The sequence below is a fragment of the Mesorhizobium sp. L-8-10 genome, from assembly GCF_016756635.1.
In the GTDB taxonomy this organism is placed as follows: domain Bacteria; phylum Pseudomonadota; class Alphaproteobacteria; order Rhizobiales; family Rhizobiaceae.
Genome location: NZ_AP023263.1, coordinates 6,170,201 through 6,196,192 on the forward strand (window position 1 = coordinate 6,170,201; position 25,992 = coordinate 6,196,192).

23 protein-coding genes are annotated in these 25,992 nt (G+C 65.6%); 5 read left to right on the forward strand and 18 right to left on the reverse strand.

Going from position 1 to position 25,992, the window contains the following annotated elements; genetic code table 11:
• Positions 1 to 18: 18 nt before the first annotated feature.
• From JN280_RS28935 to JN280_RS28945, 3 genes are read left to right on the forward strand one after another with little or no spacing between them, the layout of a single operon-like run.
• Positions 19 to 603 (forward strand): ECF transporter S component, encoded by a 585-nt coding sequence (locus JN280_RS28935; RefSeq protein ID WP_202307421.1) that lies wholly within the window; start codon positions 19 to 21, stop codon positions 601 to 603.
• Positions 596 to 2,251: an ABC transporter ATP-binding protein gene (locus JN280_RS28940; RefSeq protein WP_202307426.1), complete on the forward strand. Its 1,656-nt coding sequence runs from the start codon at positions 596 to 598 to the stop codon at positions 2,249 to 2,251. Before JN280_RS28935 ends, JN280_RS28940 begins: the two co-directional genes overlap by 8 nt.
• A complete protein-coding gene (locus JN280_RS28945; protein WP_202307427.1) occupies positions 2,245 to 2,979 on the forward strand; it encodes an energy-coupling factor transporter transmembrane component T family protein in 735 nt (244 codons plus the stop codon). The genes JN280_RS28940 and JN280_RS28945 overlap by 7 nt, the downstream gene beginning before the upstream one ends.
• Before the next feature lie 15 nt (positions 2,980 to 2,994).
• Here the strand turns inward: JN280_RS28945 and JN280_RS28950 are convergent, their stop codons facing one another.
• The 4 genes from JN280_RS28950 to JN280_RS28965 form a co-directional block, all read right to left on the reverse strand.
• The gene (locus JN280_RS28950) at positions 2,995 to 4,458 is read right to left on the reverse strand and encodes a RimK family protein (protein WP_202307428.1); all 1,464 of its coding nucleotides are present in this window, start codon (positions 4,456 to 4,458) and stop codon (positions 2,995 to 2,997) included.
• 91 nt (positions 4,459 to 4,549) lie between these two features.
• Entirely contained in the window at positions 4,550 to 5,053 is a 504-nt protein-coding gene (locus JN280_RS28955; protein WP_202307430.1) for a GNAT family N-acetyltransferase, read from the reverse strand.
• A gap of 200 nt (positions 5,054 to 5,253) precedes the next feature.
• A complete protein-coding gene (locus JN280_RS28960; RefSeq protein ID WP_202307432.1) occupies positions 5,254 to 6,078 on the reverse strand; it encodes an anti-sigma factor family protein in 825 nt (274 codons plus the stop codon).
• Complete coding sequence (locus JN280_RS28965) at positions 6,075 to 6,587, reverse strand: sigma-70 family RNA polymerase sigma factor (RefSeq protein ID WP_202307434.1); 513 nt, start codon at positions 6,585 to 6,587, stop codon at positions 6,075 to 6,077. The genes JN280_RS28960 and JN280_RS28965 overlap by 4 nt, the downstream gene beginning before the upstream one ends.
• Positions 6,588 to 6,813: 226 nt before the next feature.
• Between JN280_RS28965 and JN280_RS28970 the strand changes: the two genes are divergently transcribed.
• Complete coding sequence (locus JN280_RS28970) at positions 6,814 to 8,049, forward strand: MFS transporter (RefSeq protein WP_202307436.1); 1,236 nt, start codon at positions 6,814 to 6,816, stop codon at positions 8,047 to 8,049.
• Between the two features lie 23 nt (positions 8,050 to 8,072).
• On the opposite strand, the gene JN280_RS28975 is transcribed toward JN280_RS28970, so the two are convergent.
• Complete coding sequence (locus tag JN280_RS28975; protein ID WP_202307439.1) at positions 8,073 to 8,768, reverse strand: outer membrane protein; 696 nt, start codon at positions 8,766 to 8,768, stop codon at positions 8,073 to 8,075.
• Positions 8,769 to 9,062: 294 nt separating this feature from the next.
• Positions 9,063 to 9,767 carry a glutathione S-transferase family protein gene (locus JN280_RS28980; RefSeq protein ID WP_202307441.1) on the reverse strand — a complete coding sequence of 235 codons (705 nt, stop codon included), beginning with the start codon at positions 9,765 to 9,767 and terminating at the stop codon, positions 9,063 to 9,065.
• Positions 9,768 to 9,874: 107 nt separating this feature from the next.
• On the opposite strand from JN280_RS28980, the gene JN280_RS28985 reads away from it, so the two are divergent.
• Complete coding sequence (locus JN280_RS28985; protein ID WP_202307443.1) at positions 9,875 to 10,222, forward strand: winged helix-turn-helix transcriptional regulator; 348 nt, start codon at positions 9,875 to 9,877, stop codon at positions 10,220 to 10,222.
• A gap of 181 nt (positions 10,223 to 10,403) precedes the next feature.
• On the opposite strand, the gene JN280_RS28990 is transcribed toward JN280_RS28985, so the two are convergent.
• The 12 genes from JN280_RS28990 to JN280_RS29045 all read right to left on the reverse strand — a co-directional run bounded on the left by JN280_RS28990 (position 10,404) and on the right by JN280_RS29045 (position 25,989).
• The gene (locus JN280_RS28990; RefSeq protein ID WP_202307445.1) at positions 10,404 to 13,127 is read right to left on the reverse strand and encodes a DUF2339 domain-containing protein; all 2,724 of its coding nucleotides are present in this window, start codon (positions 13,125 to 13,127) and stop codon (positions 10,404 to 10,406) included.
• A 24-nt stretch (positions 13,128 to 13,151) separates the two neighbouring features.
• On the reverse strand, positions 13,152 to 13,670 hold the full coding sequence (locus JN280_RS28995; protein WP_202307446.1) for a PaaI family thioesterase: 519 nt from the start codon (positions 13,668 to 13,670) through the stop codon (positions 13,152 to 13,154).
• The gene (gene recO, locus JN280_RS29000; RefSeq protein WP_202307448.1) at positions 13,667 to 14,428 is read right to left on the reverse strand and encodes a DNA repair protein RecO; all 762 of its coding nucleotides are present in this window, start codon (positions 14,426 to 14,428) and stop codon (positions 13,667 to 13,669) included. The genes JN280_RS28995 and recO overlap by 4 nt, the downstream gene beginning before the upstream one ends.
• Positions 14,429 to 14,607: 179 nt before the next feature.
• Positions 14,608 to 15,126: a DUF6398 domain-containing protein gene (locus JN280_RS29005; RefSeq protein WP_274609042.1), complete on the reverse strand. Its 519-nt coding sequence runs from the start codon at positions 15,124 to 15,126 to the stop codon at positions 14,608 to 14,610.
• Between the two features lie 174 nt (positions 15,127 to 15,300).
• Positions 15,301 to 18,777 (reverse strand): YhaN family protein, encoded by a 3,477-nt coding sequence (locus tag JN280_RS29010; protein WP_202307452.1) that lies wholly within the window; start codon positions 18,775 to 18,777, stop codon positions 15,301 to 15,303.
• A complete protein-coding gene (locus JN280_RS29015) occupies positions 18,777 to 20,054 on the reverse strand; it encodes a metallophosphoesterase family protein (protein WP_202307454.1) in 1,278 nt (425 codons plus the stop codon). The genes JN280_RS29010 and JN280_RS29015 overlap by 1 nt, the downstream gene beginning before the upstream one ends.
• A 216-nt stretch (positions 20,055 to 20,270) precedes the next feature.
• On the reverse strand, positions 20,271 to 21,185 hold the full coding sequence (era, locus tag JN280_RS29020; protein ID WP_202307456.1) for a GTPase Era: 915 nt from the start codon (positions 21,183 to 21,185) through the stop codon (positions 20,271 to 20,273).
• The gene (gene rnc, locus JN280_RS29025; RefSeq protein ID WP_202307458.1) at positions 21,182 to 21,898 is read right to left on the reverse strand and encodes a ribonuclease III; all 717 of its coding nucleotides are present in this window, start codon (positions 21,896 to 21,898) and stop codon (positions 21,182 to 21,184) included. Before rnc ends, era begins: the two co-directional genes overlap by 4 nt.
• A 13-nt stretch (positions 21,899 to 21,911) precedes the next feature.
• Complete coding sequence (lepB, locus tag JN280_RS29030) at positions 21,912 to 22,661, reverse strand: signal peptidase I (protein ID WP_202307460.1); 750 nt, start codon at positions 22,659 to 22,661, stop codon at positions 21,912 to 21,914.
• 90 nt (positions 22,662 to 22,751) lie between these two features.
• On the reverse strand, positions 22,752 to 23,153 hold the full coding sequence (gene acpS, locus JN280_RS29035; protein ID WP_202307461.1) for a holo-ACP synthase: 402 nt from the start codon (positions 23,151 to 23,153) through the stop codon (positions 22,752 to 22,754).
• 13 nt (positions 23,154 to 23,166) lie between these two features.
• Complete coding sequence (pyrE, locus tag JN280_RS29040) at positions 23,167 to 23,745, reverse strand: orotate phosphoribosyltransferase (RefSeq protein ID WP_202307462.1); 579 nt, start codon at positions 23,743 to 23,745, stop codon at positions 23,167 to 23,169.
• 12 nt (positions 23,746 to 23,757) lie between these two features.
• On the reverse strand, positions 23,758 to 25,989 hold the full coding sequence (locus JN280_RS29045) for a RelA/SpoT family protein (RefSeq protein WP_202307463.1): 2,232 nt from the start codon (positions 25,987 to 25,989) through the stop codon (positions 23,758 to 23,760).
• Between the last annotated feature and the right edge of the window lie 3 nt (positions 25,990 to 25,992).

The window sequence follows — 25,992 nt, forward strand, 5'->3', positions numbered from 1 at the left end:
ATCGCGGGAGATCGAACAATGAATGACAACAGCGCCTGGACTTTGCGTGACATACTGATCGTGACCGTGCTCGGCGCGGTGTTCGGCGTCCTCTATCTGGCCTGGGTGCAGGTCTGGCTCATCGCCCAGGCCGTGTTCGGTCCGGTGACCATGGATGTCGTGATGGGCTTCTGGTTCATCGTGTCCATCATCGCCGCCGTCATTATCCGAAAGCCCGGCGCGGCGCTGTTCTCCGAGTTGCTGGCCGCGGCCACCCAGATCCTGCTCGGCAGCCCGGCCGGCCTGCTCCTGCTTGTGACCGGCCTTGTCCAGGGTGCGGGCGCGGAGGCGGTTTTCGCCGCCACCCGCTGGCGCAACTACAGGCTGCCCGTGCTGATCGCGGCAGGCATCGGCGCGGCGATCGTCTCCTTCGTCTACACCTGGATCCGCTTCGACTACGGCGCGCTGGCTCCCGGCCTGCTCGTCACCATGTTCGTGCTCCGCTGCCTGAGCGGCGCCCTGCTCGGCAGCGTGCTCGGCCATTTCATCGTCGAAGCGCTCTATCGCACGGGCGTCCTGTCGGGCCTGCCGATCGACCACGCCAAACGGACGGCCCGTGCCTGAGCTTGCCCCGGCCGCGGCCTGGAAGAATGTCACGGCCCGGTATCCCTATGCCGGCCGCGATGCGGTCGGGCCGGTCGATCTCGACGTCAGGCAAGGCGAAAGGCTTCTGCTTCTCGGTCCGTCCGGCTCCGGCAAGTCGACGCTCCTCAATACGTTGACCGCGCTCATTCCGCAGACGATTCCGGCAACCGTCGCAGGCTCGATCCGATTGTTCGGCAGCGCGGTGAACGAATGCCGGCCCGACCGCTGGGCCGGCACGGTGGCGCGCTTCTTCCAGGATGCCGACCAGACACTTTGCGGCATGCGCGTCGAGGACGAAATCGCCTTCGCCCTCGAAAACCGGGCGATACCGGAACAGGATATCGTGCGCAAGGTGAGCGAAGCCATGCGCCGGGTCGGGCTGTCGGAAGCATGGCGCCGACGCCGTACCGCCACGCTTTCAGGCGGCGAGAAACAGCTCGTCGCGCTCGCCGCGACACTGGTGCAGGAGGCGCCGCTGTTCGTGGCGGACGAACCGACGGCACATCTGGCGCCGGCGGCGGCCGCCCGCTTGCATCATCTGCTTCTCGAAGAATCGATCGCGCGCAGCGTGCTCATCGTCGATCACAGGCTCGACGGGCTGATCGGTTCCGTCGATCGCGTGGCGGTGCTCGGCGTGGACGGCGAGATCATTGCCGAGGGGCAACCGGCGCCCTTGTTCCGAAGAAACCAGGATCTGTTCGACCGGCTCGGAATCTGGGTGCCAACGGCGAGCCGGCTCGACGCGAAGCTGGCGGAGGCCGGCCTGGCGCCCGCGACCCCGCCGCTCACGATCGACGGCCTGCTGCGGGCCATCGACGCGGAGGGGATGACGGCACGGGCGGCGCCGGTGCTGCAGAATTTCCTCGCCGAGCATTCCGCGCGCGCCAGCCTCACTCCCGGTGCCGAAATCGCCGCCAGGCTCGAAAAGGCGGATTGCGCGCCGCTGTTCGGGCCCACCATTCTCAGGAACATCTCACTGGAGATTCGCACAGGAGAGTGCCTCGGCATTCTTGGCGCAAACGGCGCCGGCAAGTCGACGCTCGGCGCCAGCCTGGCGGGTCTCCTCAGGCTCGGCAGCGGACGGCGGCAGGGGGCCATCGGCGGCGTCGCCTTCCAGAATTCCGAAAGCCAGTTCACCGCCGGCTCAGTGCGCGAGGAGATCGTGGCCTCGCTCGACCGTTCCTTGCCGATATCGGAAAGACTCCGGACCGCCGAGGACATCGCCGCCGCCTGGAACCTTGCCGACCTCGCGGAACGCCATCCGTACGAGCTGTCGCAAGGGCAGAAGCGGCGGCTGGCGCTCGCCACGCTCACCGCGACCGAACGTTGGCGCCTTCTTGTGCTTGACGAGCCGACCGCCGGCCTCGATGCCGCGGGCGCGACCATGATCGCAGGTCGCATCGAGGCTCTCGCCCGATCGGGTCGGGGCATCGCTGTCATCACCCACGACATGGATTTCGCCCTGCGTCTCTGCGCGCGCTCGGTCATCGTCGGCGAAGGCGGCCTTCTGGCCGAAGGCCCCACCGTCGAGCTTCTGGAGGATCGGAATCTCGTCGCCCGAGCAGGGCTGGCCGAACCGGTGATCGCGCCGGTGCGGCGCTGGCTCCGACAGGTGCCGGCATGCTGAGCTCGATCCATCCCCTCGCCAAGCTGGTCGTCTGCATCGCCTGGATCGGCGCGTCGATCGCGGTATTCGACGCGCGCTTCCAGCTTGCCGCCATCGTTCTGTGCGTGCTCGCGCTGGTGGTGCTGGAGAAGCGTTCGCCGCTCGCCGTGCTGGCGCTGATGGTGCCCTTCGCACTCTTCGGATTCGGCTTTCTCACGACCAGCCTTCTGTTCCGTCAGGAGAGCGGCTTCGCGCTTCAGATGGCGAAGGAGGCGCCGATGGCGTCAGAGGCCTTCTCGGCCGGCATCACGCTGTTCCTGCGGGCAGTCGCCTGCGGCATGATCTCGGCGCTGTTCGCGCTGACCACCGATCCCGGCGCGCTAATCAAGGCATTGATGGCGAACTGCCGGCTTTCGCCGCGCATCGGCTATTCGCTGTTCTCGGTGCTGCAGTTGGTACCCGACCTTGGAGCGGAAGCTCAGCAGATCCGGCTGGCGCGTGCGATGAAGCGCGGCAAACCGCCGTCACGCTTCCCCAATCCGGCCGAGGCAATGACGCTGCTCGTGCCACTGCTCGCCTATGCGATCAGGCGGGCGAACCGCGCCGCCATCGCCCTGGAGGCGCGCGGCCTCGGCGTGGCTTCACCGCGCACGATCATCGGCGCGCCCCGATCTCGCCCCCGGGACGTCGTCTTCTTGGCCGTCACGCTCGCCATGCTCGCCTTTTGCGCGGCGTGGGTTCGGCTTTAGCGTGTACGCAGCTGCCTACCTGCCCTGGCGTTCGAGGCGGTCCAGGAACCACTGCGTCAGCCTTACCCAGACTTCGTCCTTTTCGCCGGAGTCCTCGCAGCCATGGTCGAGATTCGGGTTGTCGTTCACCTCAATGACGAAGACACCGTCTCTGGTCTCCTTGAGATCGACGCCGTACAGCCCGTCGCCGATACAGCTTGCGGCGCGCACCGCCGTCTCCACGACATGGGCGGGCGTATCCTTAAGGGTGAAGGTCTTGATGCCGCCCTGGTCCGGCTTGCCGGCCCGCTCGTGATTGACGATCTGCCAGTGCTTCTTCGCCATCAGATAGTGGACGGCAAATAGCGGCTGCCCGCCGAGCACGCCGACGCGCCAATCATATTCGGTCGGAACAAACTTCTGGGCGATGAGAAGGTCGGAATCCTCCATCCATGTCGTCGCCAGCGTCTTCAGCTGGTGGAAATCCTGCACCTTCTTGACGCCGCGCGAGAAGGCGCTGTCCGGGATCTTAAGCACCAGCGGAAAGCCGAGGGTCTGTGCAGCGACCTCGAAATCGGCCGGGCCGGCGATCATCACCGTCGGGGGCGTCGGCACCTTGTTGTAGGTCATCAGCTCGTTCAGATAGACCTTGTTGGTGCAGCGGATCATCGACAGCGGATCGTCGATGACGGGCATGCCCTCCTGCTGCGCGCGGCGCGCGAAACGATAGGTATGGTTCGAAATCGATGTCGTCTCGCGGATGAACAGCGCGTCGTAGTTGGCGAGCTTCGCCAGATCGCGCCTGGTGATCGGCTCCACCTCGACGCCCATCTTCTCCGCGATGCGCGCCCAGTAGCGCAGCGAGGCGATCTCCGACGGCGGCAATTGCTCTTGCGGGTCGACCAGCGTGGCGAAAGTGTAGCGCGCCGGTGTCCGTGTCTTGGTGTCGCGCCATTCGCGGCTCGTATAGGTGTCGAGGCAATCGACGAAGCGCTTTTCCTCCGGATCCGTCATCCGGGCGAGCGGCAGGAAGCCGACCTTGCGGATCGTCGCCCATTCGGCACTGTCCCTGATCGAGACTTCAAGGGCCGGGGCGCGGAACCAGTCGAAGAGCTGCTTTGCGAAACGGTCCCAGGCCTTCGACGGCCCGATGCCGAAGAAGATCGGCACACGCGATGGAAAGGAGCCGCCGAGGTCCTTGCGGCACTTGTTCAGCGCCACTTCGAGTTCCGGCAGGGCATGCTCGTAGAGTTTGCGCTCGGACAGATCGATCATCGTCTCGACGGTCGGAATGACGCGATGGCCGCGAGAGCTCGCCAGCAGCGAAGCGTAGTAGCCACGGCTCTGGTAGCCGTAGTTGTTCGAGAGGTTGATGACCTTGGGCCGCTGGCCGCGGAACAATGCGGGATGCGCGAGATAGTCGCGATTGGTGATGATCTTATGCGGCGTGGCGACCTGATCGATGTCGTTCTGCCTGCCGGTGAGGATGACCCAGGTCATGATGTTAGGCGCCTTCCAGGAGCGAGGAGGGAGAGGAGGTCATGCGGCGCGGCACTGAATGTTCACGCGGGGGGGACGGACAATAGCGGGATCAGCGGGCAGGTCCATCCCGGCCGGCCGCTTCCGCGTCCGCAGGCGGTCCGGCCGGCGGCAACTCCTTCTCGTAGCGAAGTGCGGCCGTTCCGTCGTGGTAATAACGCTGCAACCTGCCGATGAAGCGATATCCGTTGCGCTCATAGAGCGCGCGAGCGCGGCCATTGTCTTCACGCACCTCGAGCCTGATCAGCCGTCGCCCACGCTGCCGCGCGGCCGCCTCGGCGGCCTCCAGCAGCGCCCGACCGATTCCGGCGCCGCCATGGTTCCTGTCCGTCGCGATCGAATAGAGTCGCGCCACTCGCGTGCCCTCGCGCCAGAGCACCACGCAATAGCCGACCACCACATCCCTGACGGCGGCAACCAGCACGGCCGCCGAACGACCGGCCAGCAGCCGGCGCATCGAGCGGGTCGAAATCCGGTCCCCTTCGAACACTGCATTCTCGATGGTAAGGATGGCACTCGCGTCGGACGCGCGGGCCTGGCGGATGTCGGCTGTCATGCGGACCAGGGAACCTCGTGCGATGCGTTGGCGTGCCGAAATGAAAGGTCCCTGCTGCAGCCTGACTACACTCCAGCATCCATCGCGCTTTGGCGCGCCAAATCGGCCGAATTGTGACGCGGTGATCGGCACAATGTAAGCCGCAAAAAGCTCAATGAGTCACGATCTCTGTGCGACGCAAGGTGTCGCAGGGGCTGCCTCTACGTCGCAGCGCCCTCGACCAGTTGCCGCCAGGCGTTTCGGGCAACCTCTGCCAACTCGTCCGATGGCAGAGCCCCGACGACGGCGCAGCCGAAACCCTTGTCCAGCCAATAGACGGCGCTCGGCCCACCGGCTTCCTGCGCATAGGTCCCCCTGATGCCGTCTTCCTTTGTCGCGGTGACATAGAGCGATATCTGCTTGCCGGCCGCATTCTTGTAGACCAGCAGCGCCGCAACCTTGTCGTCATAGGGAAGGATCCGTCCGCCCAGCAACTCGAAGCCCTGTGCGGAAAGGTCGGGCGCGACGAGCTTCAGGCCCACCCGCTTCGACAACCATCCATCCAGACGAAGCTTGTCGCCGGCATCGACTTCGACAGCGCGGGGCTGGTCGACGGCATAGGTCAGATAGGCACCGACCGCCTGCTCGGCGAGCCGGCTTTCCGCCCGGTCCTGCCGCGTACCGATGAGGTAGCCCCCTACCCCGCCAGCCAGCAACATCAGCACGGCAGCGGCCGCCGCCCGCCAATCCCCCCACCATCGAGCCCGCCGGTCGTCCACGATTGCCTTGCGGCCGGGGTTGCTGGCTGTCTCGGCGCCGATACCCCCGGCGCTCAGGAGTCCGGACAGGCGATCGGGCACGGCTTCGTCGAGCACGCCGGCAAGGGTGTCCCGCAACCGGGCCGCATCGTCGGCGAAGCGCGAATACTTCGCTTTCATATCGGAGTCGGCCTCGAGCCATGCCTCGAAATCGGCCCGTTCCTCCGGCGGCAGTTCGCCGTCGAGCGCCAGGTGGATGTCGCGTTCGGAGAACGGGCGGCCGGTCATTTGTCGATCACCCTTATCGTCCGGCGCCGAGCCGCATCGCCGAGCAATTCGCGCAGATCATCGCGGCCGCGCGAGATGCGCGACATCAGTGTGCCGGCGGGGATGCCGAGCATATCGGCGGCCTCGGCATATGAGAAACCTTCGATCGTAACCATCACCAAAGCCGCCCGCCTTTCCGGGCTTATCGCCTGCAACGCTTCGAGAATCTCGCGCGACGCCAAGTTCTCGACCTGCGTAGCCGGAGTGACCATCCCGTCGGCCGCCTCGATCGGCATCGTCTCGCCGCGCCTCCTCACCTTGCGCGTCTGGTCGACGAACAGGTGATGCATGATGGTGAAGAGCCAGCGTCGCGGACTTTCGCCGGTGCGCCAGTTCTCCAGCCGGGTCAGTGCTCTCTCGAGGCAATCCTGCACCAGATCGTCGGCGGCTTCGCGGTCGCGAAGAAGCGCGCGAGCGTAGCGCCGCAGACGAGGGATCTCCGCCAATATCGCCGTCCTCTTCTCGTCCATCGAGCCCCGCTGGCGGCCGGTTCCTGTTGGGGAACCATAGCCTATAACGTCCGGCCTGTGAAAATATTCCCGTGTGCACCCGCCACGGCAACAGACGATGCGAACCGTGGAACTCCCGGTGGTTCCACGCTGATTCATCAACGAAACTGAATCGATCGATCCAACCAATTCATTTGAATGACGGGTCGGATCGTATATCAATCGTGTAGATACACGAGAGACTCCGATGTCCAGCACCCAGGCCTCGCAAACTGCCCGCCACCTCCCCTGGCTGATGATTATCTGCGGTTGCCTGATCGCCGCACTGACCTTCGGGCCACGGTCGGCGATGGGCTTCTTCCAGCTTCCCATGCTCGCCGAGAAGGGCTGGGACCGCACCACATTCGGGCTGGCGATGGCGATCCAGAATTTCTTCTGGGGCGCGGGCCTTCCGTTCTTCGGCGCCATCGCCGACAAGTTCGGCACCTGGCGCGTCCTGGCGCTTTCGGGCGTCCTCTATGCGCTCGGCCTGTTCCTGATGGCGACAGCCGACAGCCCGACCATGCTGCATATCGGTGGCGGCGTGCTCGTCGGACTCGGTGTCGCGGCCGGCGGTTTCGGCATCGTGCTGGCAGCCTTTGCGCGCAACGTGCCGGCCGAGCGCCGCAGCTTCGTCTTCGGCCTCGGCACCGCCGCCGGCTCCGCCGGCATGTTCCTCTTCGCGCCGATCAGCCAGGGCATGATCGATGCCTTCGGCTGGTCCGATTCGCTGGTTTACATGGCCATTGCCATGCTGGTCATTCCGGTGCTCGCCATCCCGCTCGTCGGCAACGCCGCCAGCGGCAAGGCGGCGCAGACGGAACGCGACCAGTCGATCGGCCAGGCCCTGAAGGAGGCATTCGGACACCAGAGCTTCCTGCTGCTCACATCAGGCTTCTTCGTCTGCGGCTTCCAGGTGGCGTTCATTACAGCCCATTTCCCGGCCTATATCCGCGACATCGGCATCGACGCGCGTTACGCGGTCATCGCGCTCGCCCTCATCGGCTTCTGCAACATCATCGGCTCGCTGGCCGCGGGCGTCATCGGCCAGAAATACTCCAAGCCGATCTTCCTCGCGCTCATCTATCTCGGCCGATCGATCCTGGTCACGGCCTTCCTGCTTCTTCCGCAGACGCCGGCGAGCGTCATCGTCTTCGCCATCCTGATGGGGCTGCTGTGGCTGTCGACCGTGCCGCCCACCAACGCGCTGGTGGCGATCATGTTCGGCACGCGCCATCTCGGCATGCTGGGCGGCATCGTGTTCTTTTCGCACCAGATCGGTTCGTTCCTGGGCGTCTGGCTGGGCGGCTATCTCTACGACCGCTTCGGTACCTACGATCCGGTCTGGTGGCTCGGCGTCCTGCTCGGCCTGTTTGCAGCGGTCGTGCATTGGCCGATCCGCGAGAAGCCTGTCGAGCGCCCGGCATTGGCGCCCGCCGAATAGCGGCGCCGACCGGCATCACGCGGTCAGGCTCCAAATCGTGAAGAAAAGGCCCGTGGCGGATACTCCCGCCACGGGCGTCGCTCAGAAGCGGTAGTTGAGGCCGAGCTCAGGCTCTGGGTGTTGACGTCGTCGGAGCGGGTTGCCCCGCCGACCACCGTTGATTCCACATCGTTCAGCCTGTGCATCAGATATTCGACCTTCAGCGAGGTGCGTCCGGCAAAAGCCTGTTCGGCGCCCGCGCCTACCACGAAGCCGCCCTTCCACTGGTCGTCCGAGACCACCGTGCCTTTCGGCTTCAGCTTGGCCCAGCCATAGCCGGCCGTGCCGTAGATCAGCGTCCGGTCGAGCGACACGCCCGCGCGCAGCTTGGCGGCGCCCGTGATCGTCTGCTCCCGTTCGGCACCGTTGCCGAGACGGATGTCGGTGCCGGTCGAATAGGTGCCGTCGAGCTCGCCGCCATAGACCAGCGGACCGGCCTGGAAGTTGGCGCCAACCTGCCCGCCGAACGCCCAGCCGCTGCGCGACGAGAATGGGTTCGGGACACCTTTGGACTGCACCCCGCCCTGGACGCCGGCATAGACGCCGGACCAGTCATAGGCGAGTTCCCCGCCGCCGCCGGCCGGCTCGTAGCCCGAAGCCATGTCGGCGGCCGATGCGAAAGAGGCGAACGACGCCGCGATACCCGCCAGTGTGAGCAATGTGAAGAACTTCCTGGACATGACAAACTCCGAAATCGTCATTGGCGGCCGCCTGCACGTCAGGCCCTCCGGGCCAATCCGCAAATCGAGCCGCGCCAATTGGTGACGAGGGGAGGATGGCCACCGCGCATTGCGCCTGCATTGCATAAAGTTTAATAAAAACAGATATTTATCATTTACTCTTCATAAACCATGGATATGGCGGGAAAGAAATTCACCCACTCACGGTGAAGGGCCGCCAAGCGGCGGCCCTTTTTTCTCGAAGGTCTCGCTGGTGAGTTCCGGTCGGAACTCCAGCCGTGCCCGCGGTCCGGCTCAGACGCCGAACTTTTCAATCACTTCCGCGAGCGGCAGCTGTCCGCGCAGTGCGCCGGATCCCACCGGCGTCTCGCCGTTCTCGATCGCCGTGGCGAAACGCACGGCCGGATCAGCCTCGATCCGGCGGCGCAGCGCCTCCAACCTTGGCCAGCGGTCCGGCTCGGCAACCTCGTGGAATTCCAGCCATCGCGCCACGCCGATCAGCACGCCGTCGGCGAGCGTTGGCCGATCACCCACGAGAAACGGCGCGTCGCCGATCATGGCCTCCAGCTTGTCATGCCGCTCGATCACCCGTTCTTGCCCGAACTTGCGCAGACGCGCCTTCAGTTCCGGATCGGGATCCTCCGTCTCCAGTGCCACCCAGAGCGGGCTGAAAGCGCCGGTGAAGCCCGTGTTCACGAAGGCCATGATCTGATGCATGCGGTCGGCCTCGGGCGAGCCGGGAGCGAAGCTGATGCGCCGTTCGATGTCGCGCGCCTCGAGCCATGCCGCAATCGCCATGGTCTCGGTTAGCGGACGTCCCTCCTCCGTGATAATCACGGGCGTCTCGTGGCGAGCGTTCAGCCGCGCATAGGAGGGTTCGCGCATCTCGCCGAGCATGTCGACGCGGCTCAAACGGTAGGGCTGTCCGAGCCACTCAAGCGCAGCTACGAGCCCCATCGAGCTTCCCAGGGGGAAGCCGTAAAGCAGGATCGGTTCCATTGTCTTCTTCCGTGGATTAAAGGGTCACGCTGCGCAGCGTGACTGGAACATAAGCGCTCGCGGCCCCATGTAAATTACGCACATTTCTGTAACCAAGGACCGTTGCCGTGAAAGATCTGGTCTCGCGTTGCCCCATCGAAGAGGTCATGCAGGTTCTGAGCGGCCGCTGGCCGACGCTGCTGCTCTACTATCTCAAGGATGGGACCAAGCGGTTCAGCGACCTGAGGCGGGACAATCCGACCGTGTCGCACCGGATCCTGACGCTCGAGCTCCGCAAGCTCGAAAAGGCGGGAATCGTCCGGCGTACGGCCCATCAGGGCTATCCGCTGCGGGTCGACTATGACCTGACGCCGGTCGGCCTGACGCTGGTACCGCTGATCGACGCGCTCGGAGGCTGGTGGGAAAAGACGGAAACCGAAAGGCTCGGCCTACCGAAGCTGCGCCACGCCGCCTGATCGTTGCTGCTGGAAGCGCTGCCGGACCTGCAATCCACGGGGAGGAAAACAGGACCGGCAGCGGCGCCTCGGTGCCGTGCCGCGCCGGGCAGCGCGGCTTGGGGTGCGCTCGGGGCCGAGGCCCGCGCAAATTCGCGGGCACGGGTTGCGCCAACATTGCGACCCGCACCGCTCCCGAGGCTTATTTCGCAGCCGCGGCCAGCATGCGCTGATAGAAGAGGCCGATGCCGATGAGCACGGCCCCAAGCCCGATGAAGGAAAGTGCCCGCAGCACGCCCTCAAGTTCCGACATGTCGAGCAGGAAAACCTTTGCCACGGCAATCACGACCAGCCCGGCCGACGCGATGCGAAGCGCCTGCGAGCCCAGTCGCACACCCGCCGCGAGCAGGACGACGCCCATCGCCAGCCAAAGGGCCGAATAGGAATAGGTTTCGAGCTGGGTGAAGCCTTTCCACAGGCCGATGAACTCGCCGTGGAAGAGGCGGCGCACCGACAGCGTCGCGTAGGCGAAGCCGAGCATGGCCGCGACCACGGCCAGCATCGCCACGTACCAACGCGGCCGCTTGCCCCGCGCCAGCCAGGCGAGCCCGGCCATGGCCAGACAGGGCAGGAGATAGCCGAGCAGGAGCAGGTTGAAGATCGGAATGCCGCCGGTCGATTCGTCCGTATAGACCGGATTCAGATTGGCGAAATGCTGGAGCACGATGGAGGTGACCGACAGCACGCCGAGCGCCAGGGAACCGTAGCGGAAGACCGGGCTCGGCGAACGCAGGTCGAGCGAGATGAGTATGGCGCCGCCGCCGATGGCGATCAGCGTGTAGATCGACTGTTCGGCGAGCATCGGAGCGCCGGCATCGATGACGCCGCCATTCATGGCATGACGTACGAGCATGGCGACCCCAAGCATGGCGAAGAGCGAGGCGAAGCCTTCCATCGCCAGCCGCGGTCGGCCATTCGTCGTCCGCGCCAACTGCCATGCCGCATAGGCTGCGCCGAGAGCAGGAACGCCATAACCGGGAAGCAACCGGTTGAAGACCGGCGTCGTGCCGAGGAATTCCTCGCCGACGATAGTCGGGTCGAAGGCCATGCGGCCGAGCACGGCCACCGCTGTGGCGACACTCAGCCAGCCCAGCACAGGATAGGACCTGAACCGCGTGGCATAGGCAGGTACTGCAGCGACCACGCCCAGCGCCAGCGTCGTCCAGCCGCCGCCGAGCGCCATGTGGAACATGAGAAGCGTTGCAGCGCCCGCACCGCTGAGCAGGACCGAAACCGCCGGACCACCCGCGAGGGGAGGCCTTTCGGCGCGTGCCACCCATTCGGCGCCAGCCACCAGGACCGCAGCGAGCAGCAGCGCCGAGCCGGCGAATGAATAATCCTGATCGAGATTGCCGAAGGCGATCCAGGTGGCGGCGAGGACCGCGAGCGGCACGGCGACACCCCAGCCGGCCCAGGCGACCGCACGGATGCGAGCGGCGCCTGCGAATCGCCAGGCGCCCCACAGGCCGGCGGCGACGAAGACAAGCGCCAGCATGATGCCATAGCGGACGGCGGTCGCGCCAAACGGTGCCGGAGATGTCCCCTCGAATGCGATCGAGCCTGACGAGAATTCGACAAGGAAGCGCCCGCCGAGGCCGACATAGGCATAGGCAAGCGCGGCAGCCGCCCCCGCGCCGAACAATGCGGGGATCGCCAGGCGGCGATAGCAGGCGGCGCCGAGCAGGCCTGCGATCAGGACCGTGGCGACCGCCATGCCGCCGACATCGCTGAGACTCGGATCGACCGCGAGCGCCAGGGCGGTAAGCCCGACGAATACCGCAGGGGCGATCGACGGGATATCGAAGCCGTGCGGCGAAGCCACGGCTCGGCCGCGCAGCCAGATGAAGACCAGCACGCCGAGTGTCACCGCACCGATGAAGAGCAGGATCGTGAGGTCGGTTTCCGCGAAGCTCGCGAGATAGAGCAGGCTCCAGAGCCCGGAGCCGGCGAAGGCAGCCGTCATCAGCGGCGCCCAGTCCCGCAGCCGGGCGATGACGCCCGATGCGACAAGAACAATGGCGAGGAAGCCGAACAGCGCCCAATGGTTGGGCGCCTCCGACGCGACAAGCAGCGGCGTGAGATACGAGCCGACGAGACCGACGCCTCCCAGCGCCTGGCCGTGAACCAGCGCCGCCGCGATCGTACCGACGCCGATCAGTCCGAGCAGGACGAAGGCGGAGCCGGGGCCGATGAAGCCGTATATGCCGTGCGCGGCATATACCGTGCCGAACAAGGTGAAGGCCCCGGCCGCAGTCAGGATCGCCGGCACATACGCGCTCTGCAGTCCCTCCGCCGGCAAGCGGAATCCGGTGCGGCGAATGAACTCCCCGCCGCCGACGAGGATCAGGCCGAAGAGGGCCGCCATGGTCAGGCGCACGCCGGGTCCGAAGATGCCGGCCTCGATCGAATAACGGACCAGGAAGATGCCGCCGAGCGCCAATGCCAGGCCACCGACCCACACCGCCCAGCGCGTGCCGAGCGCGGTCTCGATGTCGGGCTTCTTCGCCGCGGCCGCGGGCACGGCCTCCAGTTGCTCGCCGTGCGGTCTGGACCACGGGCCAGGTTCCGCGGGCGCCTGGGCATCTGCCGCTTCGACTTGCCCGAGCTTTTCCCGTTCACCTGGCGCGGCCTCGGACATGGCCGTCATCGCCTCCTTCGTGGCGTCGTCCGGCAGGGCCGTGGCTGGCTCGGCGGACGCCGCCTCCGCTGCCGGCGGAGCCATCCTCAACATGGCTTCGCGGTTGGCGAGGAACGCCTTGCGCAGGCCTTCGAGATCGAACTCGAGCACCGTGATGCGCTTCTGTTGGCGCACGACCACGGCGAACAGCACGATCACCGCCACCAGGGAGATTATGCCGAGTTCCATACGCTACCCCCGCCGGACCGATCGTCACCGCGCAGCCAGATTGGCCGCCGGGAAGATGGAGCAGGTTTCCGTACCGAAGGCCAGCAGCTTGCCGTTGCTGTCCTTCAAGGACGCCTCCGAGACCGCGAGCGTCCGGCCCTTGTGGATCACCCTGCCCTCACACACCACTTCGCCCGTTTTCGGAGTGATCGGACGCGTCAGATTCACCTTGAATTCCGCCGTCGTATAGGCCTCACCCTTGTCGAGCAACGTCTGGACGCTGCAGGCGAGCGCCGAATCGAGGATTGTCGCAGCCCAGCCACCATGCACCCCGCCCAGCGGATTGAGGTGACGCTCGCTCGGCAGGCCGCGGAAAACGGCCTTTCCCTCGGAAACGTCGCATAGCGCGAAGTTCAGCCGTGCATTGATGCTGGGAGCCGGATATTTACCGTCGATGAGGCGCTGCAGCAGTTCCAGGCCGGTATAATAGGCAAGGTCTTCGTGCGGGATCGTGCCGATGCCGAGACGCGACACATATCCCGGGAAAAGCTCGACTTCGGTCATGCAGCGGATTCTCCATTTGGCGCCGACTTTCCGGCGAGATTCTTGCGCAGGGCGGCAATGAAGCCGACACGGGCTTCCGGCTCGCCCATTCCGCGCGGTTCGTAGACATGGCGCGTCAGGAAGAAGCCGGTCAGTCGGAACGCATCGTCAATCTCGGCCGGCCCGGCGCGCAGGCCCGAGCCGCGCCGCAGAAAGGCCGGCAGCGGCAGCATCCTGCCGCGCCACGGATCACCCGCCGACTTCGAGACGGCGCGGCCCGATTTCGGTGAGACGTAGATCAGGTCTTCCGTCGCGCCCGTCGCGGCGCAGCACGAAAGGTCGAGGCCGAAACCGAGTTCGTCTAGGATCAGCAGTTCGAAGCGCACCACGAGTTCGCCCGCTGCCGCGGGATCGTCGAGATGGTCGAGCATCAGCGTCAAGGTTTCGTAGAGGCTCTGATGCGGATCGCGTTCCGGCAGCAGCCGCAGATGCGCGGCCAATGTCTGAAGGCCGTAGACGGCGGTGGCGCTGTCGAACAGGCGCGCCGCATTCAATTCGATGCCCTCCGCCTGGAAGGTGCCGAGATGCTCGTCGAGTCGCGCGCGCCAAAGAAGGTCGACACGGTTGCCGGCCTGCAGCACCGGTTGCTGCCGGCGCGAGCGCCCGCCCCGGACCACGCCGAGATGACGGCCGTGCACGCGGGTCATCACTTCCAGAATCACGCTCGTCTCGCCGTGCTTGCGAGTGCCGAGTATGATTCCCTCGTCGCGCCATTCCATGGAACAAGCCTTTCACCGCCCGGCCCCCAAAATCAAGGGACGGGGCACGGCTGCCCTACCGCATCGGCCCGAAAATCGTGCTCGATCTTCGGAAAGCACGATGCGTAGATTCATAGTGCTAGCAGCCTGTTGGACTTAGACACGGCAGGCCTATGAGAGCGATTGGAATGTCTGGGCCTCTACGACTTGTCGTGCGGGAGGTAGGGGATGAGGCCGTTGGCCAAGGCGAGCTGTTGGATTTCCTGGGGCGCATTGCGGATGTCGACGACGAAACCGTTGATATCGAGCATCCAGAGCAAGGGATTTTGGTCGGTGAGGCTCTGGAGCGACCAGTTTGGGTCGAAGCTATAGGCATTGATGGCTTTTCGAATGGCGGCGGCCTTGGCGCTTGCCGTGCTTTGACCGACACCGAAGGCGGAGCAGATGCCGGCCATTGGCATGTGAGGCTTCGTTGCGGGATCGGAGAGGAAATTGATCTGGCCGAGGGCGTGCAGGATGCCGCAGGCCCAAGTGCGGGGTTGGCCCGAGGCGAGCGGGCTCGGCCGCTTGCGGGATAAGGCAGCGGCCATGCGGCGGGCCAAGCCGGCATATTCATCGTTGAGATGTGTTTGGCAAAATGCGTCGGTCAGGGCGACGATCTCGTCGTAGCGCGGCCGGATGCTCTTGGGGACCGAGAGGGAGGAGGCCGATTTACTCATGCCTGGAAGTATGGGCAGGCGGGTTGGCTCTGACCAGAGTGGCGGGCACTTGCAGAAGAAGCTTTCTGTGGACGGTTACAGAATTGTTGTCATGAGGGGTATCGTCGAGCTGGCAACCGATTGGTCGAGCACTGCTAGAGCGCCCTTTGCGCGTCCAAATGGACGCGCGGCGCTCTAGCGGCCGCTTGCCGGCAATTCGTGGATCCGCGCGCCGGGGCATACGCGCTGAGCGATGGCGCACAGATGCTGATGATGGGTGAGGTAGATGACCTGTCCGACCGAGGCCATCTCGCCGAACAGCCTGAAGGCCTCCTCGGCGCGGAAATCGTCGAAGGTCTCCATGATGTCGTCGGCGACAAAGGGCACAGGGCGACGCGAGGCCGCGTATTCCAGATAGCCGGCGACGCGCAGGGCCAGGTAGAGCTGGAAGCGGGTTCCCCGCGACAGGTCCGAAGCCACCTTGGAGGTCCCGTCGGCGGCCTTTGCGATCAGGATCTCGCTGTCCCTGTCCGGCTGGGTGGCCAAGCCGTCATAGGCGCCGCGGCTGATGGTGGCGAAGGCTGCCGATGCGCGTGCCATCATGGCGCTGCGATGCCGCTCGCGGTAGGTCCGCAACGCCGTCTCGGCCGCCGCCGCGCCCGCACGCAACCGGAAATAGGCCCTCGCTTTTTCCTCGATCTCCAGCAACACCAGCCGCCTTTGCTGCTCTATCCGTGCTACGGCGTCGTCGCCTCCGACCATTTCCACGCGCTCGGCAGCCTTGCGATAGGCGATAAACAATTCGCGACTGCTCTGGTCGAGATCGTCGAAGCGCGCCTTCAGCTCGATAAACTCCCGTTCGAGCGCCGACCGGTCGGCGTCTTGGAGCAAGGCCTGCGCCGCTTCGATGGACGGCGCCCCCGTCACTTCGAGCACCTCGCGCTCGAGCCTTTCGGCCTGAAGCCGCAATTCGGCCCGCCGATCGACGGCCGCCAGTGCTTCGGCGACCTCACCCAGCGTCTCGACGCCGAACAGTGCCGTCATCTCGCCCCCGAGCCGCGCATTCGTCGTGGCCGCGGCCTCGATCCCGGCCTTCCGCCGAGCCGCGTCATCCAGGCGTGTTCGCCTGTCGGCCAGCAGTTCCGCATCGGACTTCGCCTGCTCGACCCTGGAAACCAAGTCCCGGTAGAGGTCGATCGGCGCAGCGTCCGGCTTCAGCCCGACACGCACCGCGAGCGCTCGCAGTTCCCCGGCAAAACAGGTCTGATCCTGCTCCATCTTGGCGATGCGGTCGGCGAGCCCCTCGCGGTCACGCAGGATCGCTTCGAGCTCGCCGAGACGTTCAAGAATCTCGCGCAGACCGGCGACGTCAGGCATCGCGCCGGCGAGCCAGGTGCCGGCGCAGGCCACGGCCAGGTCCGCGTGCCAATCCGCTTCCGCGGCCCTCGCCTCGGCCAGGGCCCTGGCACGCAGGTCCAGATCGGACTTCAACTCGACGATGCGCTTTGCGACGGCGGAATGCTCAGCACGCCCGTCGAGAGCCGACTGCGCCGCCGCCATCAGCATGTCGATCGATGCGTCTGGAGCGTGCCGGACGCCGGCCAACGCCAGCGCGAAGACAAGCTGTCCCGCCAGTGCCTTGCCGTCCTCCTCTGCCTCCCGAACGTCCCTTTCGGCTTGCCTCGACAGGCGCGCAACCTCGATCACCTGCGCGCGCCGCTGCAGCCAATCTTTGAGATCCTGCAGGCCGATGTCATTCGGCAAGCCTGGCGACATCTCCTTCATCGCCGCCGCCATCTCCTCCCTCGCGGCGTGAAGCTCCGTTTCGGCGTGGGCCTTTGCCTCAAGCTTTTCCGCTAGGGCAGCTTCGATGAGCAGCAGTGACCTCGCAGCCTGATTGAGCCTTTCGACCTCGCCGGCCCTGCCGAGGCGAGCATTGGTGACGAGGTCGTCCTGGCGCAGCGCGGCCTCGAAGGCGTCCGCCGTCGCCTTGTCGAGGGCGCCGCGATGGACCGCCCAGGCCTCTTCGCGCGCGGCGCGCGCAACGGCGGCCTCCTGGTCGGTGACCACGCCCGATGTCCTGCCTGCCGCGTCCAACTCGACCCTCAGGCGCCGCTCTTCCGACCGCAGGCGCTGGATTTCCTTGTCGAGCGTCGCTCCGTCGCGCGCGGCCTCATCGAGCCGCGTCGCCCAGGTCTCGATCAACGACGGTCGCGGCACCGCCATGCGCATGAGAGTATCGAGATCCCCGGTCCAGCGCCCGAGCGCCGCGATGCGCTCCGCCAGCGTATCGGCGTGCGTCGCCCGGGCCCGCTCGGCCAGCCGCCGACGCGCAGGATGGTCACTCGCCCGCATCGCGGCCAGAGCGCCGGCCAGGGCGGCCGCCGGCGCGCCGTCGCCGCCGCCCGGATCGAGATCGATGCCCGCGTCGGTCGCACGGCTCGCGGCTTCAGCATAGGCCGCCTCGGCTCTTGCGTGTTCGCTCCGCGCGACGGCAAGCGCGGCGTCGATTCCCGAGCGCCTCTCGACCAGATGCCGCAGCGTCCCGAGCGCGCGGGCGTCGAGCACCAGCGACGCCGGAGGCTCCCCCTCCTTGTGCAGGCTCCTGACGATCGCCGCGATGCGACGCTCCAACTCCGACAGCCGCAGCCGACGGTCGGGCAAGTCCTTTTCCGCGGTGACGTAGCGCGCACGCATGTCGCCGAGGGGCTCCAGGCGGACGGTCAGGGTGCGCGCGGCCTCGTCGACGACGATTGCACCGATCTCCCGGGAAAGGGCCTCGATCTCGGCCGACACTGCCTCGCCTCTGGCTCCCAACTCGATCTCGGCTTTTTGAAGGGCCGGCAGATCGGCATTCCAGTGGCGTGGTGGCTGGGGCAATCCGTCGAGCGTCGCGATCTCGCCGCGACGCTGGCGAAACTCGGCCAGGCGCGGCAGAATCCGGATGTGCCGCGCCACCTCGTCCATGCGCGACTGAACCGCGGCGCGGTCACGCAGGGACGCCTCGTAAAGCGCCTCCGCCGCGGCCCGCTGCTCGATGAGCCTGCCATATTCGCTTGCCAGTGTGTCGACCGTCTCGCGCTCCTGTCTGAGTGCTGCGAGCCGCGTCTTCAACTCGGTCAGTTCGCCGCTTCGCGCCCGGTATCGGTAGAAGCCGTCCGCTTCAGCCCGGATCCGGGCGAGCGACTGGCTGAGATGCGCAAGCCCCGCACTGGCGGAGAACAGGAGTTGTCCGAGATCGCCCTTGCTGGCCAGGATGCTCTCGCCGCCCGCCTCCAGCGAATGATCGTCGAGCGAAAACATGGTGCGGTAGGATTCGCGATCCACGCCCCCCAGACCGCCGAGCACCGTGGCCTCCGGGACAGGCTGCTCGTTGCCATCGAGAAGACTGTTCAGCGGCCGTTTGATGCGGACCAGTTGCCTGGCGCCGCCATCCAGTTCCAGCAAGCCGCCGACCCGCATGCTCTGATAGGGATGGAGGAAAGCATAGCGGGTTCGCTGATCGATGCCGAACAGCAGGTCGAGATAGGCGGCGAAGGTGGTGGACTTGCCCGCCTCGTTCGGCCCATAGATGACGTGAAGATCCAGCCGCCCGGCCTCGGCCGGCCCGAAGTCGATGCTGAGATCGGTGAACTTGCCGTAACGCGTCAGGTCGAGGCGGGAAAGCCGCATCAGGCTTGGACTTTTTCCTCGCCTGCGGGTCGTAGGCGCGCCAGAACTTCCTCCGCGCCTTCCCTGCCGAGTTCGGCGAGCACACCCCGGAACGTCGCCTCGTCGTCACCGAACATGTCGCGGCATTCCGCCGGCAACTGCCCGCGCAATTCTTCCGCGATCTCGATCAGGGCGGCCTCATATGCCGGGTCGACCATGATTTCTTCGGCGATCAGGCGGTCAAGTTCGGTGAGCGGATCGCCGGGCTGGACCGCACCGCTTTCCGGCATGGTGCAGGCGATGTCGAGTTTCTCGATCCAGGTCCTGCCTATGCCCGAGGCCCTGTCATCGGCTTCGGCCTTGAGCATGTCGGCGTCACGCCGGATGCGCCATGCAAGCGGCGTCGCCCCGGAGACCGACAGCCGGGCCACCAGATGCTGGGAGCGAGCACGCTCGCGGACGGTCGCCAGCTTCTTCTCGATCGCCAGGACGACGCCGCGCCAGTCCTCTGCCCCGCTCACGTCGACCTCGATGCGATCGAACTCGGCAACGCTGGTGAGCCGCTCCTCCAGACTGATCGAGCGGTCGTCGCCGACCGTGACCAGCGTGACGGATTTGGGGCCAGCCTCACCGATATCGCGGCCCTGGGGCATGCCGGGCATGACGATAGCGCAGGCACCCTCCGTCACGGACCGCTTATGGATATGACCCAACGCCCAGTAGTGGAAGCCAGCAGCGCCGAGATCGCCCGCGCTGCAGGGAGCATAGCGGTCATGGCCCGACGCGCCGCCGAGGCTCGTATGCATCAGCCCGATATTCACCGCGCCCTCGACAGGCGACCTGTATTTGCCAAGCAGGCTTTCCGGCGCATGCGACTGCGCGAAGCTCAGCCCATGGATGGCGACGGGAAAGCTGCCGCCCGGCCGTTCGACCTCGATGACGTCGGCGCGGCCTCCGAAGACCTTCACGCTTTCGGGAAACATCAGTTCCCTTGTGATGCGGGAGATCGCGTCGTGATTGCCGCGGATCACATAGACCTCGATGCCCGCCACGTGCAGCCGGCGAATCTGGTCTGCGAGGAAACGGGCCGTCTTCATCGAGGTCTGGTCGCCGTCATAGAGATCGCCCGCCAGAAGCAGCGCGTCGACCTGTTCCTCGATGCAGAGATCGACAATGTTGACCAGCGCACGCCGGGTCGCGTCGCCGACCAGCCCGGCGAGGTCGGGATCACGCAACGCCAAGGATTTCAGCGGCGAATCCAGATGGATGTCGGCGGCATGCACGAATCTGTAGACCATCGGCTTCCTTCCAGCGGTCCCGAACCCTGTCCGCCAGCTAGCGCGTCGGCCGGAGGTGCTCCGAAGGCGGCGCGAGCCGCGGCACAAGGACAGACGTCTACCGACAAGACTGATTCGTGTGGCGGCGGCAAGGCTCGCCACGGCGGCGAGGCCAATAGTCCCAGCTAAATGATGTAACGGCCGCGTCTCGGGCGTGCCAGGGGCGCCTGATGATGGTCAGTGCGGGAATTCGAGCCCCATCTCGCGATAGCGTTCGGGATCGTCTCCCCAGTTCTCGCGCACCTTCACGAACAGGAAGAGATGCACCTTTTGCTCCAGGATTTCGCCGATCTCCTTGCGCGCGGCCTCGCCGATGGCGCGGATCGTCTCGCCCTTGTGGCCGAGCACGATCTTCTTCTGGCTGTCTCGCTCGACATAGATGACCTGCTCGATGCGAACCGAGCCGTCTTTCTTCTCCTCCCATTTCTCGGTCTCGACATGGGAGGAGTAGGGCAATTCCTGATGGAGGCGCAGATAGAGCTTCTCGCGGGTGATCTCGGCCGCAAGCTGGCGCATCGGCAGGTCGGAAATCTGGTCCTCGGGATAGAACCAGGGTCCTTCGGGAAGCCTCGCCGCCAGGAAGTCGAGCAGATCCCGGCAGCCCGATCCGGTCAGTGCCGAGATCATGAAAGTGCGCTCGAAGGCGACCCGCTGGTTGGCGTCCGATGTCAGCTCGAGCAACGCCTCCGGCTTGACGCGGTCCACCTTGTTGAGGATCAGGATCTTCGGCTGGCCGACATCTGCAAGGCTTTCCAGCATCGCTTCGGCGTCACCCTTGATGCCGCGCTCGGCATCGATCAGCACCAGCACCAGATCGGCATCCTTGGCACCGCCCCAGGCCGTGGTGACCATGGCCTTGTCGAGCCGGCGACGCGGGCGGAAGATGCCCGGGGTGTCGACGAAGACGATCTGGGTCCGGTCGTGGGTTGCGATCCCGCGCACGATGGCGCGCGTCGTCTGCACCTTGTGGGTGACGATCGACACTTTCGCCCCGACCAGTTGATTGACCAGCGTCGATTTGCCGGCATTGGGCGCGCCGATCAGCGCCACGAAGCCCGAACGCGTCGGCCGTTCGCCGGATGTCTCGCTCATGCATCCTCTCCCACGCTCCAGACGCCCTCGCGGACCAGCACGGCGGCAGCAGCGGCCTGCTCGGCCTCGCGCTTGGAACGTCCCGTGGCGACCGCCGGCTCATAGCTCCCGACGCACACGCTGATGGTGAAGACAGGGTCGTGGTCGGGACCTTCCCGCCCCTCGATCGTGTAGACAGGAGGTTCGCCGGACACCTGATGGGCCCATTCCTGAAGTTCGGTCTTGGGGTCGCGCCGGGCCGCCACGGCCGAGCGCGAACGCGGCTCCCAATAGCGCAGGATGAAGCGCTTCGCAGCTTCCAGCCCGCCTTCGAGATAGATCGCGGCGATCAGCGCCTCCAGCGCGTCGGCACGGATGTTGACGCGCTTGCTGCCCACGAGCCTGCGGATCTCGCTTCCGGTATGGATCAAATCGGTGAGGCCGATCTCGTCGGCAATCTCGGCCAGCGTGTCGGCATTGACCAGCGCATTGAGGCGCAGCGACAGCTCGCCCTCGGGTGCGTCCGGAAACGTGCCGAAAACGAAGTCGGCGATGACGAGGCCGAGCACCCGGTCGCCCAGGAACTCCATGCGCTCATAATCGACGCCCTTGCTGTGGCGCGCGCTGGCATGGGTCAGGGCTCGCCGAAGCCGGTCGAAATCCTGGAACAGATGACCGGTCGGCCCGGCCAGCGCTCGGGCCAGGGCTTCACCGGTCAGCTTTTTCGTGGCCATGGTGCCGCCTTGATCAATGCACCGATGTGAACAGGCGCGACAGGCGCAGCGAACTCGGCCAACGCCAGATCTCCAACGGGCTCGCGCCGTCGGCGATGGAGAAGAAGATGATGTTTGCGCGTCCGACGAGATTGTCCTCGGGCACGTAGCCCACGGTGAAACGGCTGTCGGTCGAATTGTCGCGATTGTCGCCCATCATGAAGTAGTGGCCCGGCGGCACCACGAACTCGCGCGTGTTGTCGCCGATCGAGTTCGGCGTCAGATCGAGCGTGTCGTAGCTGACCCCGTTGGGCAGCGTCTCGCGATAGACGTCGACCGGACGGTCGACCTCGGTGACATCAGGATTGTCGATCTGGCCGACCTTCACGCGCGGCACGGCGACATCGTTGATGAACAGCTGGCCGTCCTTCATCTGGACGCGATCGCCCGGCAGGCCGACCACACGCTTGATGTAGTCGAGCGAAGGGTTCGGCGGGAACTTGAAGACGACGACGTCGCCGCGCTCGGGCGCGCTGTCCCAGATCCGCCCCGAGAACAGGTTCGGCGAGAACGGCAGCGAATAGCGCGAATAGCCGTAAGCCCATTTGGTGACGAACAGATAGTCGCCTTCGAGCAAGGTCGGGCGCATCGACCCCGACGGGATCGAGAAGGGCTGGAACAGGAGCGTGCGGATGACCAGGGCCAGCAGCAGCGCCTGGACGATGACGCTTACGGTTTCCCCAAGCCCGCCGGATTTCTTCTGGGATTTTTCTGCCACGCTCATGTCGTCCTCAATTCGGTCGGTCCGTCTTATCGGCTTGCGCGCCCGCGGGCAACGGTGGGCGCGCGCCCAGAAGCGCCCCAACCGTGGCGGCTATTCGACGCGCAGCGCCTCGATGATCACAAATGCCTGAGCGAGCGGGTAGTCATCCGTTATGGTCAGATGGATGACCGGTCGCGAACCCGGCGGCAGCATCTGCTCCAGCCGAGCCGCCGCGCCGTTCGTCAGGCGCATCGTCGGCTTGCCGCCGGGCTGGTTCACCACCCCCATGTCACGCCAGAACACGCCGCCGGCCATACCGGTGCCCAACGCCTTGGCGCAGGCTTCCTTGGCGGCGAAACGCTTCGCATAGGAGGCCGCGCGCTGCTTGCGGCCTTCCGAACGCGCACGCTCGACCTCGGTGTAGATGCGCGCGATGAAACGCTCCCCGTGACGTTCCAGCGACTTCTCGATGCGGCGGATGTCGATCAGGTCGCTGCCTATGCCGATGATCATGCGGGACGGCCCGTCATATGTTGCGGCTGCCCGGCTTCACCGGCGGGATCTTCGCCAGTTCGGGCGGCAGCCGGTCGGCCGGATAGGCCGGCACTTCATATTCGGCAAGCGCGATCAGCGGCACGCCGATATCGGCCTTGCCGGCGGACCGGTCGATGATACAGGCCGCCGCTGGCACCTCGGCTCCGAGCTCGCGAAGACAATCGATCGTCTCGCGGATCGACAGGCCTGTCGTCACGATGTCCTCGACGATGACGACGCGTGCGCCCTTGGCGATGTCGAAACGCCGCAGCCGAAACTCGCCGCCCTCGCGCTCGACCCAGATCGCCGGAACGCCGAGATGCCGCGAAGTTTCATAGGCAGGAATGAGGCCCCCGATCGCCGGTCCGACGACATAGTCGATGGGGCCGGCGACCTTTTCGCCGATCTTCGCCGCCAGCGCCCGACAGAGCTTTTCGGTCTTGTCCGCATGCATGAAGACTCGCGCCTTCTGCAGGAACACGGGGCTGCGCAGGCCCGAGGTCAGGATGAAGTGCCCCTCCAGCACGGCGCCTGCCTCGCGAAAGATCTCGAGCACTTCGTCTGTCGTCATCCTGTCCCCTTCTCAGCCGTTGACGCGCTTGGCGTCGCTGACGATCGAATTTTCCTTTATCTGCGAAATGAGCCTATTGAGATGCTTCAGGTCCCAGACTTCGAGGTCGATCAGCATCTCGGTGAAATCGGGCGCGGTTCGCACCATCGACAGCGTATGGATGTTGGCGTCGTTGGCCGCAACCACCTGGGCGATTTCGGCCAGCGAACCCGGCGCGTTGATGGCGGTCACCGATATCCGCGCGGGAAAACGCTCCCGCGTCGTCTCGTCGATGTCCCAGCGCACATCGATCCAGCGTTCGGGCTGGTCGTCGAAGGCGGTCAGCGACGGCGACTGGATCGGATAGACCGTTATGCCCGATCCCGGTTGCATGATGCCGACGATGCGGTCGCCGGGCACGGCCCCTTCCGGCGCGAAGCGAACAGGCAGATCGCCGCGCACCCCCCGAATCGGCACCGCGCCGTCGGGAGCGGCTGCCTTCTTCTGCTTCTTCGAGGCCCGGCTCGGAATCTGGAAAAGCATGCCGGCCGCATTGCGCAGATTGTACCACCCCTCCTCGCGCGGCTTGGGCAGCGCCTGGGTGATGCGTTCGTCCTTGTAGTCGGGATAGACCGCCTTCATGACGTCGGTGGAGGCGAGTTCGCCGCGGCCGACGGCAGCCAGGACGTCCTCGATGTCCTTGCGCGCCAGCCGGTGCAGAACGGGCTTCAGCTTGTCCTTGGAGAAAGCCTTGCCGGCGCGCTCGAAGGCACGCTCGAGGATACGGATGCCGAGGCCCGAATACTGCTTGCGGATGGCGTTCTTGGTCGCGCGGCGGATCGCGGCGCGCGCCTTGCCGGTGACGACGATCGATTCCCATGCGGCCGGCGGCACCTGCGCCTTGGAGCGGATGATCTCGACCTCGTCGCCGTTCTTCAGTTCCGTCATCAGCGGCATGATGCGGCCGTTGACCTTGGCACCGACACAGGTGTCGCCGACATCGGTATGGACGGCATAGGCGAAATCGATCGGCGTCGCGCCGCGCGGCAGGGCGATCAGCATGCCCTTCGGCGTGAAGCAGAACACCTGGTCCTGGAACAGTTCGAGTTTGGTGTTCTCCAGGAAGTCCTCGGGGCTGTCACCCTCGGACAGTTGCTCGATCGTGCGACGCAGCCAGGCGTAGGCATTGGTGTCCTTGGAGATCGGCGCACCCGAGCCGTTGGCCTTGCCGGCGCTGTCCTTGTAGACCGAATGGGCTGCCACGCCATACTCGGCGACGCGGTTCATCGCCTTCGTGCGGATCTGCAGTTCGACACGCTGCCGCGACGGGCCGACGATGGTCGTGTGGATCGACCGGTAGTCGTTCTGCTTGGGCGTCGAGATATAGTCCTTGAAACGCCCCGGAACCATCGACCATGCCGTGTGGATGGCGCCCAGCGCACGGTAGCAGTCCTCGACCGTGTCGACGATGACCCGGAAGCCGAAGATGTCGGAAAGCTGCTCGAAGGACAGCGCCTTGGTCTCCATCTTGCGGAACACCGACCACGGCTTCTTCTGCCGGCTCTTCACCTCGGCCTTGATCGCATATTTCTCGAACAGTCCCGACAGCGCCTTCTCGATGTCGTCGATGACGGTGCGGTTGCGATCGAGCACGTCCTTCAGCCGTTCGGTCACCGTGCGGTGTGCCTCGGGATTGATGGTGCGGAAGGCGAGTTCCTCGAGTTCCTCGCGCATGTCCTGCATGCCCATGCGGCCCGCCAGCGGCGCATAGATCTCCATCGTCTCCTCGGCGATGCGCAGCTTCTTGTCCTCGCGCATATGGTCGAGGGTGCGCATGTTGTGGAGCCGGTCGGCCAGCTTGACAAGCAGCACCCGCACGTCTTCCGAGATCGCCAGCAGGAGCTTGCGCAGGTTCTCGGCCTGCTCGGCCTTCTTGGAGACGAGGTCGAGCTTCTTGAGCTTGGTCAGACCCTCGACCAGTTTGCCGAGATCGGGCCCGAACAACTCGTCGATCTCCTGGCGCGTGGCGGTCGTGTCCTCGATCGTGTCATGGAGCAGCGCCACCGCGATGGTCGCCTCGTCCATGTGCATCTCGGTCAGGATGGCCGCCACTTCGAGCGGATGCGAGAAATAGGGATCGCCAGACGCCCGTTTCTGGTGGCCATGCTTCTGCATGGCATAGACGTAGGCTTTGTTGAGCAGCGCCTCGTTCACGTCGGGCTTGTAGCGCTGCACGCGCTCGACAAGCTCATACTGACGCATCATGGT

What these genes read in the sequence shown, in the direction of transcription:
- JN280_RS28935 (WP_202307421.1), top strand. Translation starts at nt 19, where the DNA reads ATGAATGACAACAGCGCCTGGACTTTGCGTGACATACTGATCGTGACC.
- JN280_RS29015 (WP_202307454.1), bottom strand. Translation starts at nt 20,054, where the DNA reads ATGGTCTACAGATTCGTGCATGCCGCCGACATCCATCTGGATTCGCCG.
- acpS (WP_202307461.1), bottom strand. Translation starts at nt 23,153, where the DNA reads ATGATCATCGGCATAGGCAGCGACCTGATCGACATCCGCCGCATCGAG.
- JN280_RS28995 (WP_202307446.1), bottom strand. Translation starts at nt 13,670, where the DNA reads ATGACCGAAGTCGAGCTTTTCCCGGGATATGTGTCGCGTCTCGGCATC.
- JN280_RS28990 (WP_202307445.1), bottom strand. Translation starts at nt 13,127, where the DNA reads ATGGAACTCGGCATAATCTCCCTGGTGGCGGTGATCGTGCTGTTCGCC.
- JN280_RS28945 (WP_202307427.1), top strand. Translation starts at nt 2,245, where the DNA reads ATGCTGAGCTCGATCCATCCCCTCGCCAAGCTGGTCGTCTGCATCGCC.
- JN280_RS28975 (WP_202307439.1), bottom strand. Translation starts at nt 8,768, where the DNA reads ATGTCCAGGAAGTTCTTCACATTGCTCACACTGGCGGGTATCGCGGCG.
- JN280_RS28965 (WP_202307434.1), bottom strand. Translation starts at nt 6,587, where the DNA reads ATGGACGAGAAGAGGACGGCGATATTGGCGGAGATCCCTCGTCTGCGG.
- pyrE (WP_202307462.1), bottom strand. Translation starts at nt 23,745, where the DNA reads ATGACGACAGACGAAGTGCTCGAGATCTTTCGCGAGGCAGGCGCCGTG.
- recO (WP_202307448.1), bottom strand. Translation starts at nt 14,428, where the DNA reads ATGGAATGGCGCGACGAGGGAATCATACTCGGCACTCGCAAGCACGGC.
- rnc (WP_202307458.1), bottom strand. Translation starts at nt 21,898, where the DNA reads ATGGCCACGAAAAAGCTGACCGGTGAAGCCCTGGCCCGAGCGCTGGCC.
- JN280_RS28970 (WP_202307436.1), top strand. Translation starts at nt 6,814, where the DNA reads ATGTCCAGCACCCAGGCCTCGCAAACTGCCCGCCACCTCCCCTGGCTG.
- JN280_RS28960 (WP_202307432.1), bottom strand. Translation starts at nt 6,078, where the DNA reads ATGACCGGCCGCCCGTTCTCCGAACGCGACATCCACCTGGCGCTCGAC.
- JN280_RS28955 (WP_202307430.1), bottom strand. Translation starts at nt 5,053, where the DNA reads ATGACAGCCGACATCCGCCAGGCCCGCGCGTCCGACGCGAGTGCCATC.
- JN280_RS28980 (WP_202307441.1), bottom strand. Translation starts at nt 9,767, where the DNA reads ATGGAACCGATCCTGCTTTACGGCTTCCCCCTGGGAAGCTCGATGGGG.
- era (WP_202307456.1), bottom strand. Translation starts at nt 21,185, where the DNA reads ATGAGCGAGACATCCGGCGAACGGCCGACGCGTTCGGGCTTCGTGGCG.
- JN280_RS28950 (WP_202307428.1), bottom strand. Translation starts at nt 4,458, where the DNA reads ATGACCTGGGTCATCCTCACCGGCAGGCAGAACGACATCGATCAGGTC.
- JN280_RS29005 (WP_274609042.1), bottom strand. Translation starts at nt 15,126, where the DNA reads ATGAGTAAATCGGCCTCCTCCCTCTCGGTCCCCAAGAGCATCCGGCCG.
- JN280_RS29045 (WP_202307463.1), bottom strand. Translation starts at nt 25,989, where the DNA reads ATGATGCGTCAGTATGAGCTTGTCGAGCGCGTGCAGCGCTACAAGCCC.
- lepB (WP_202307460.1), bottom strand. Translation starts at nt 22,661, where the DNA reads ATGAGCGTGGCAGAAAAATCCCAGAAGAAATCCGGCGGGCTTGGGGAA.
- JN280_RS29010 (WP_202307452.1), bottom strand. Translation starts at nt 18,777, where the DNA reads ATGCGGCTTTCCCGCCTCGACCTGACGCGTTACGGCAAGTTCACCGAT.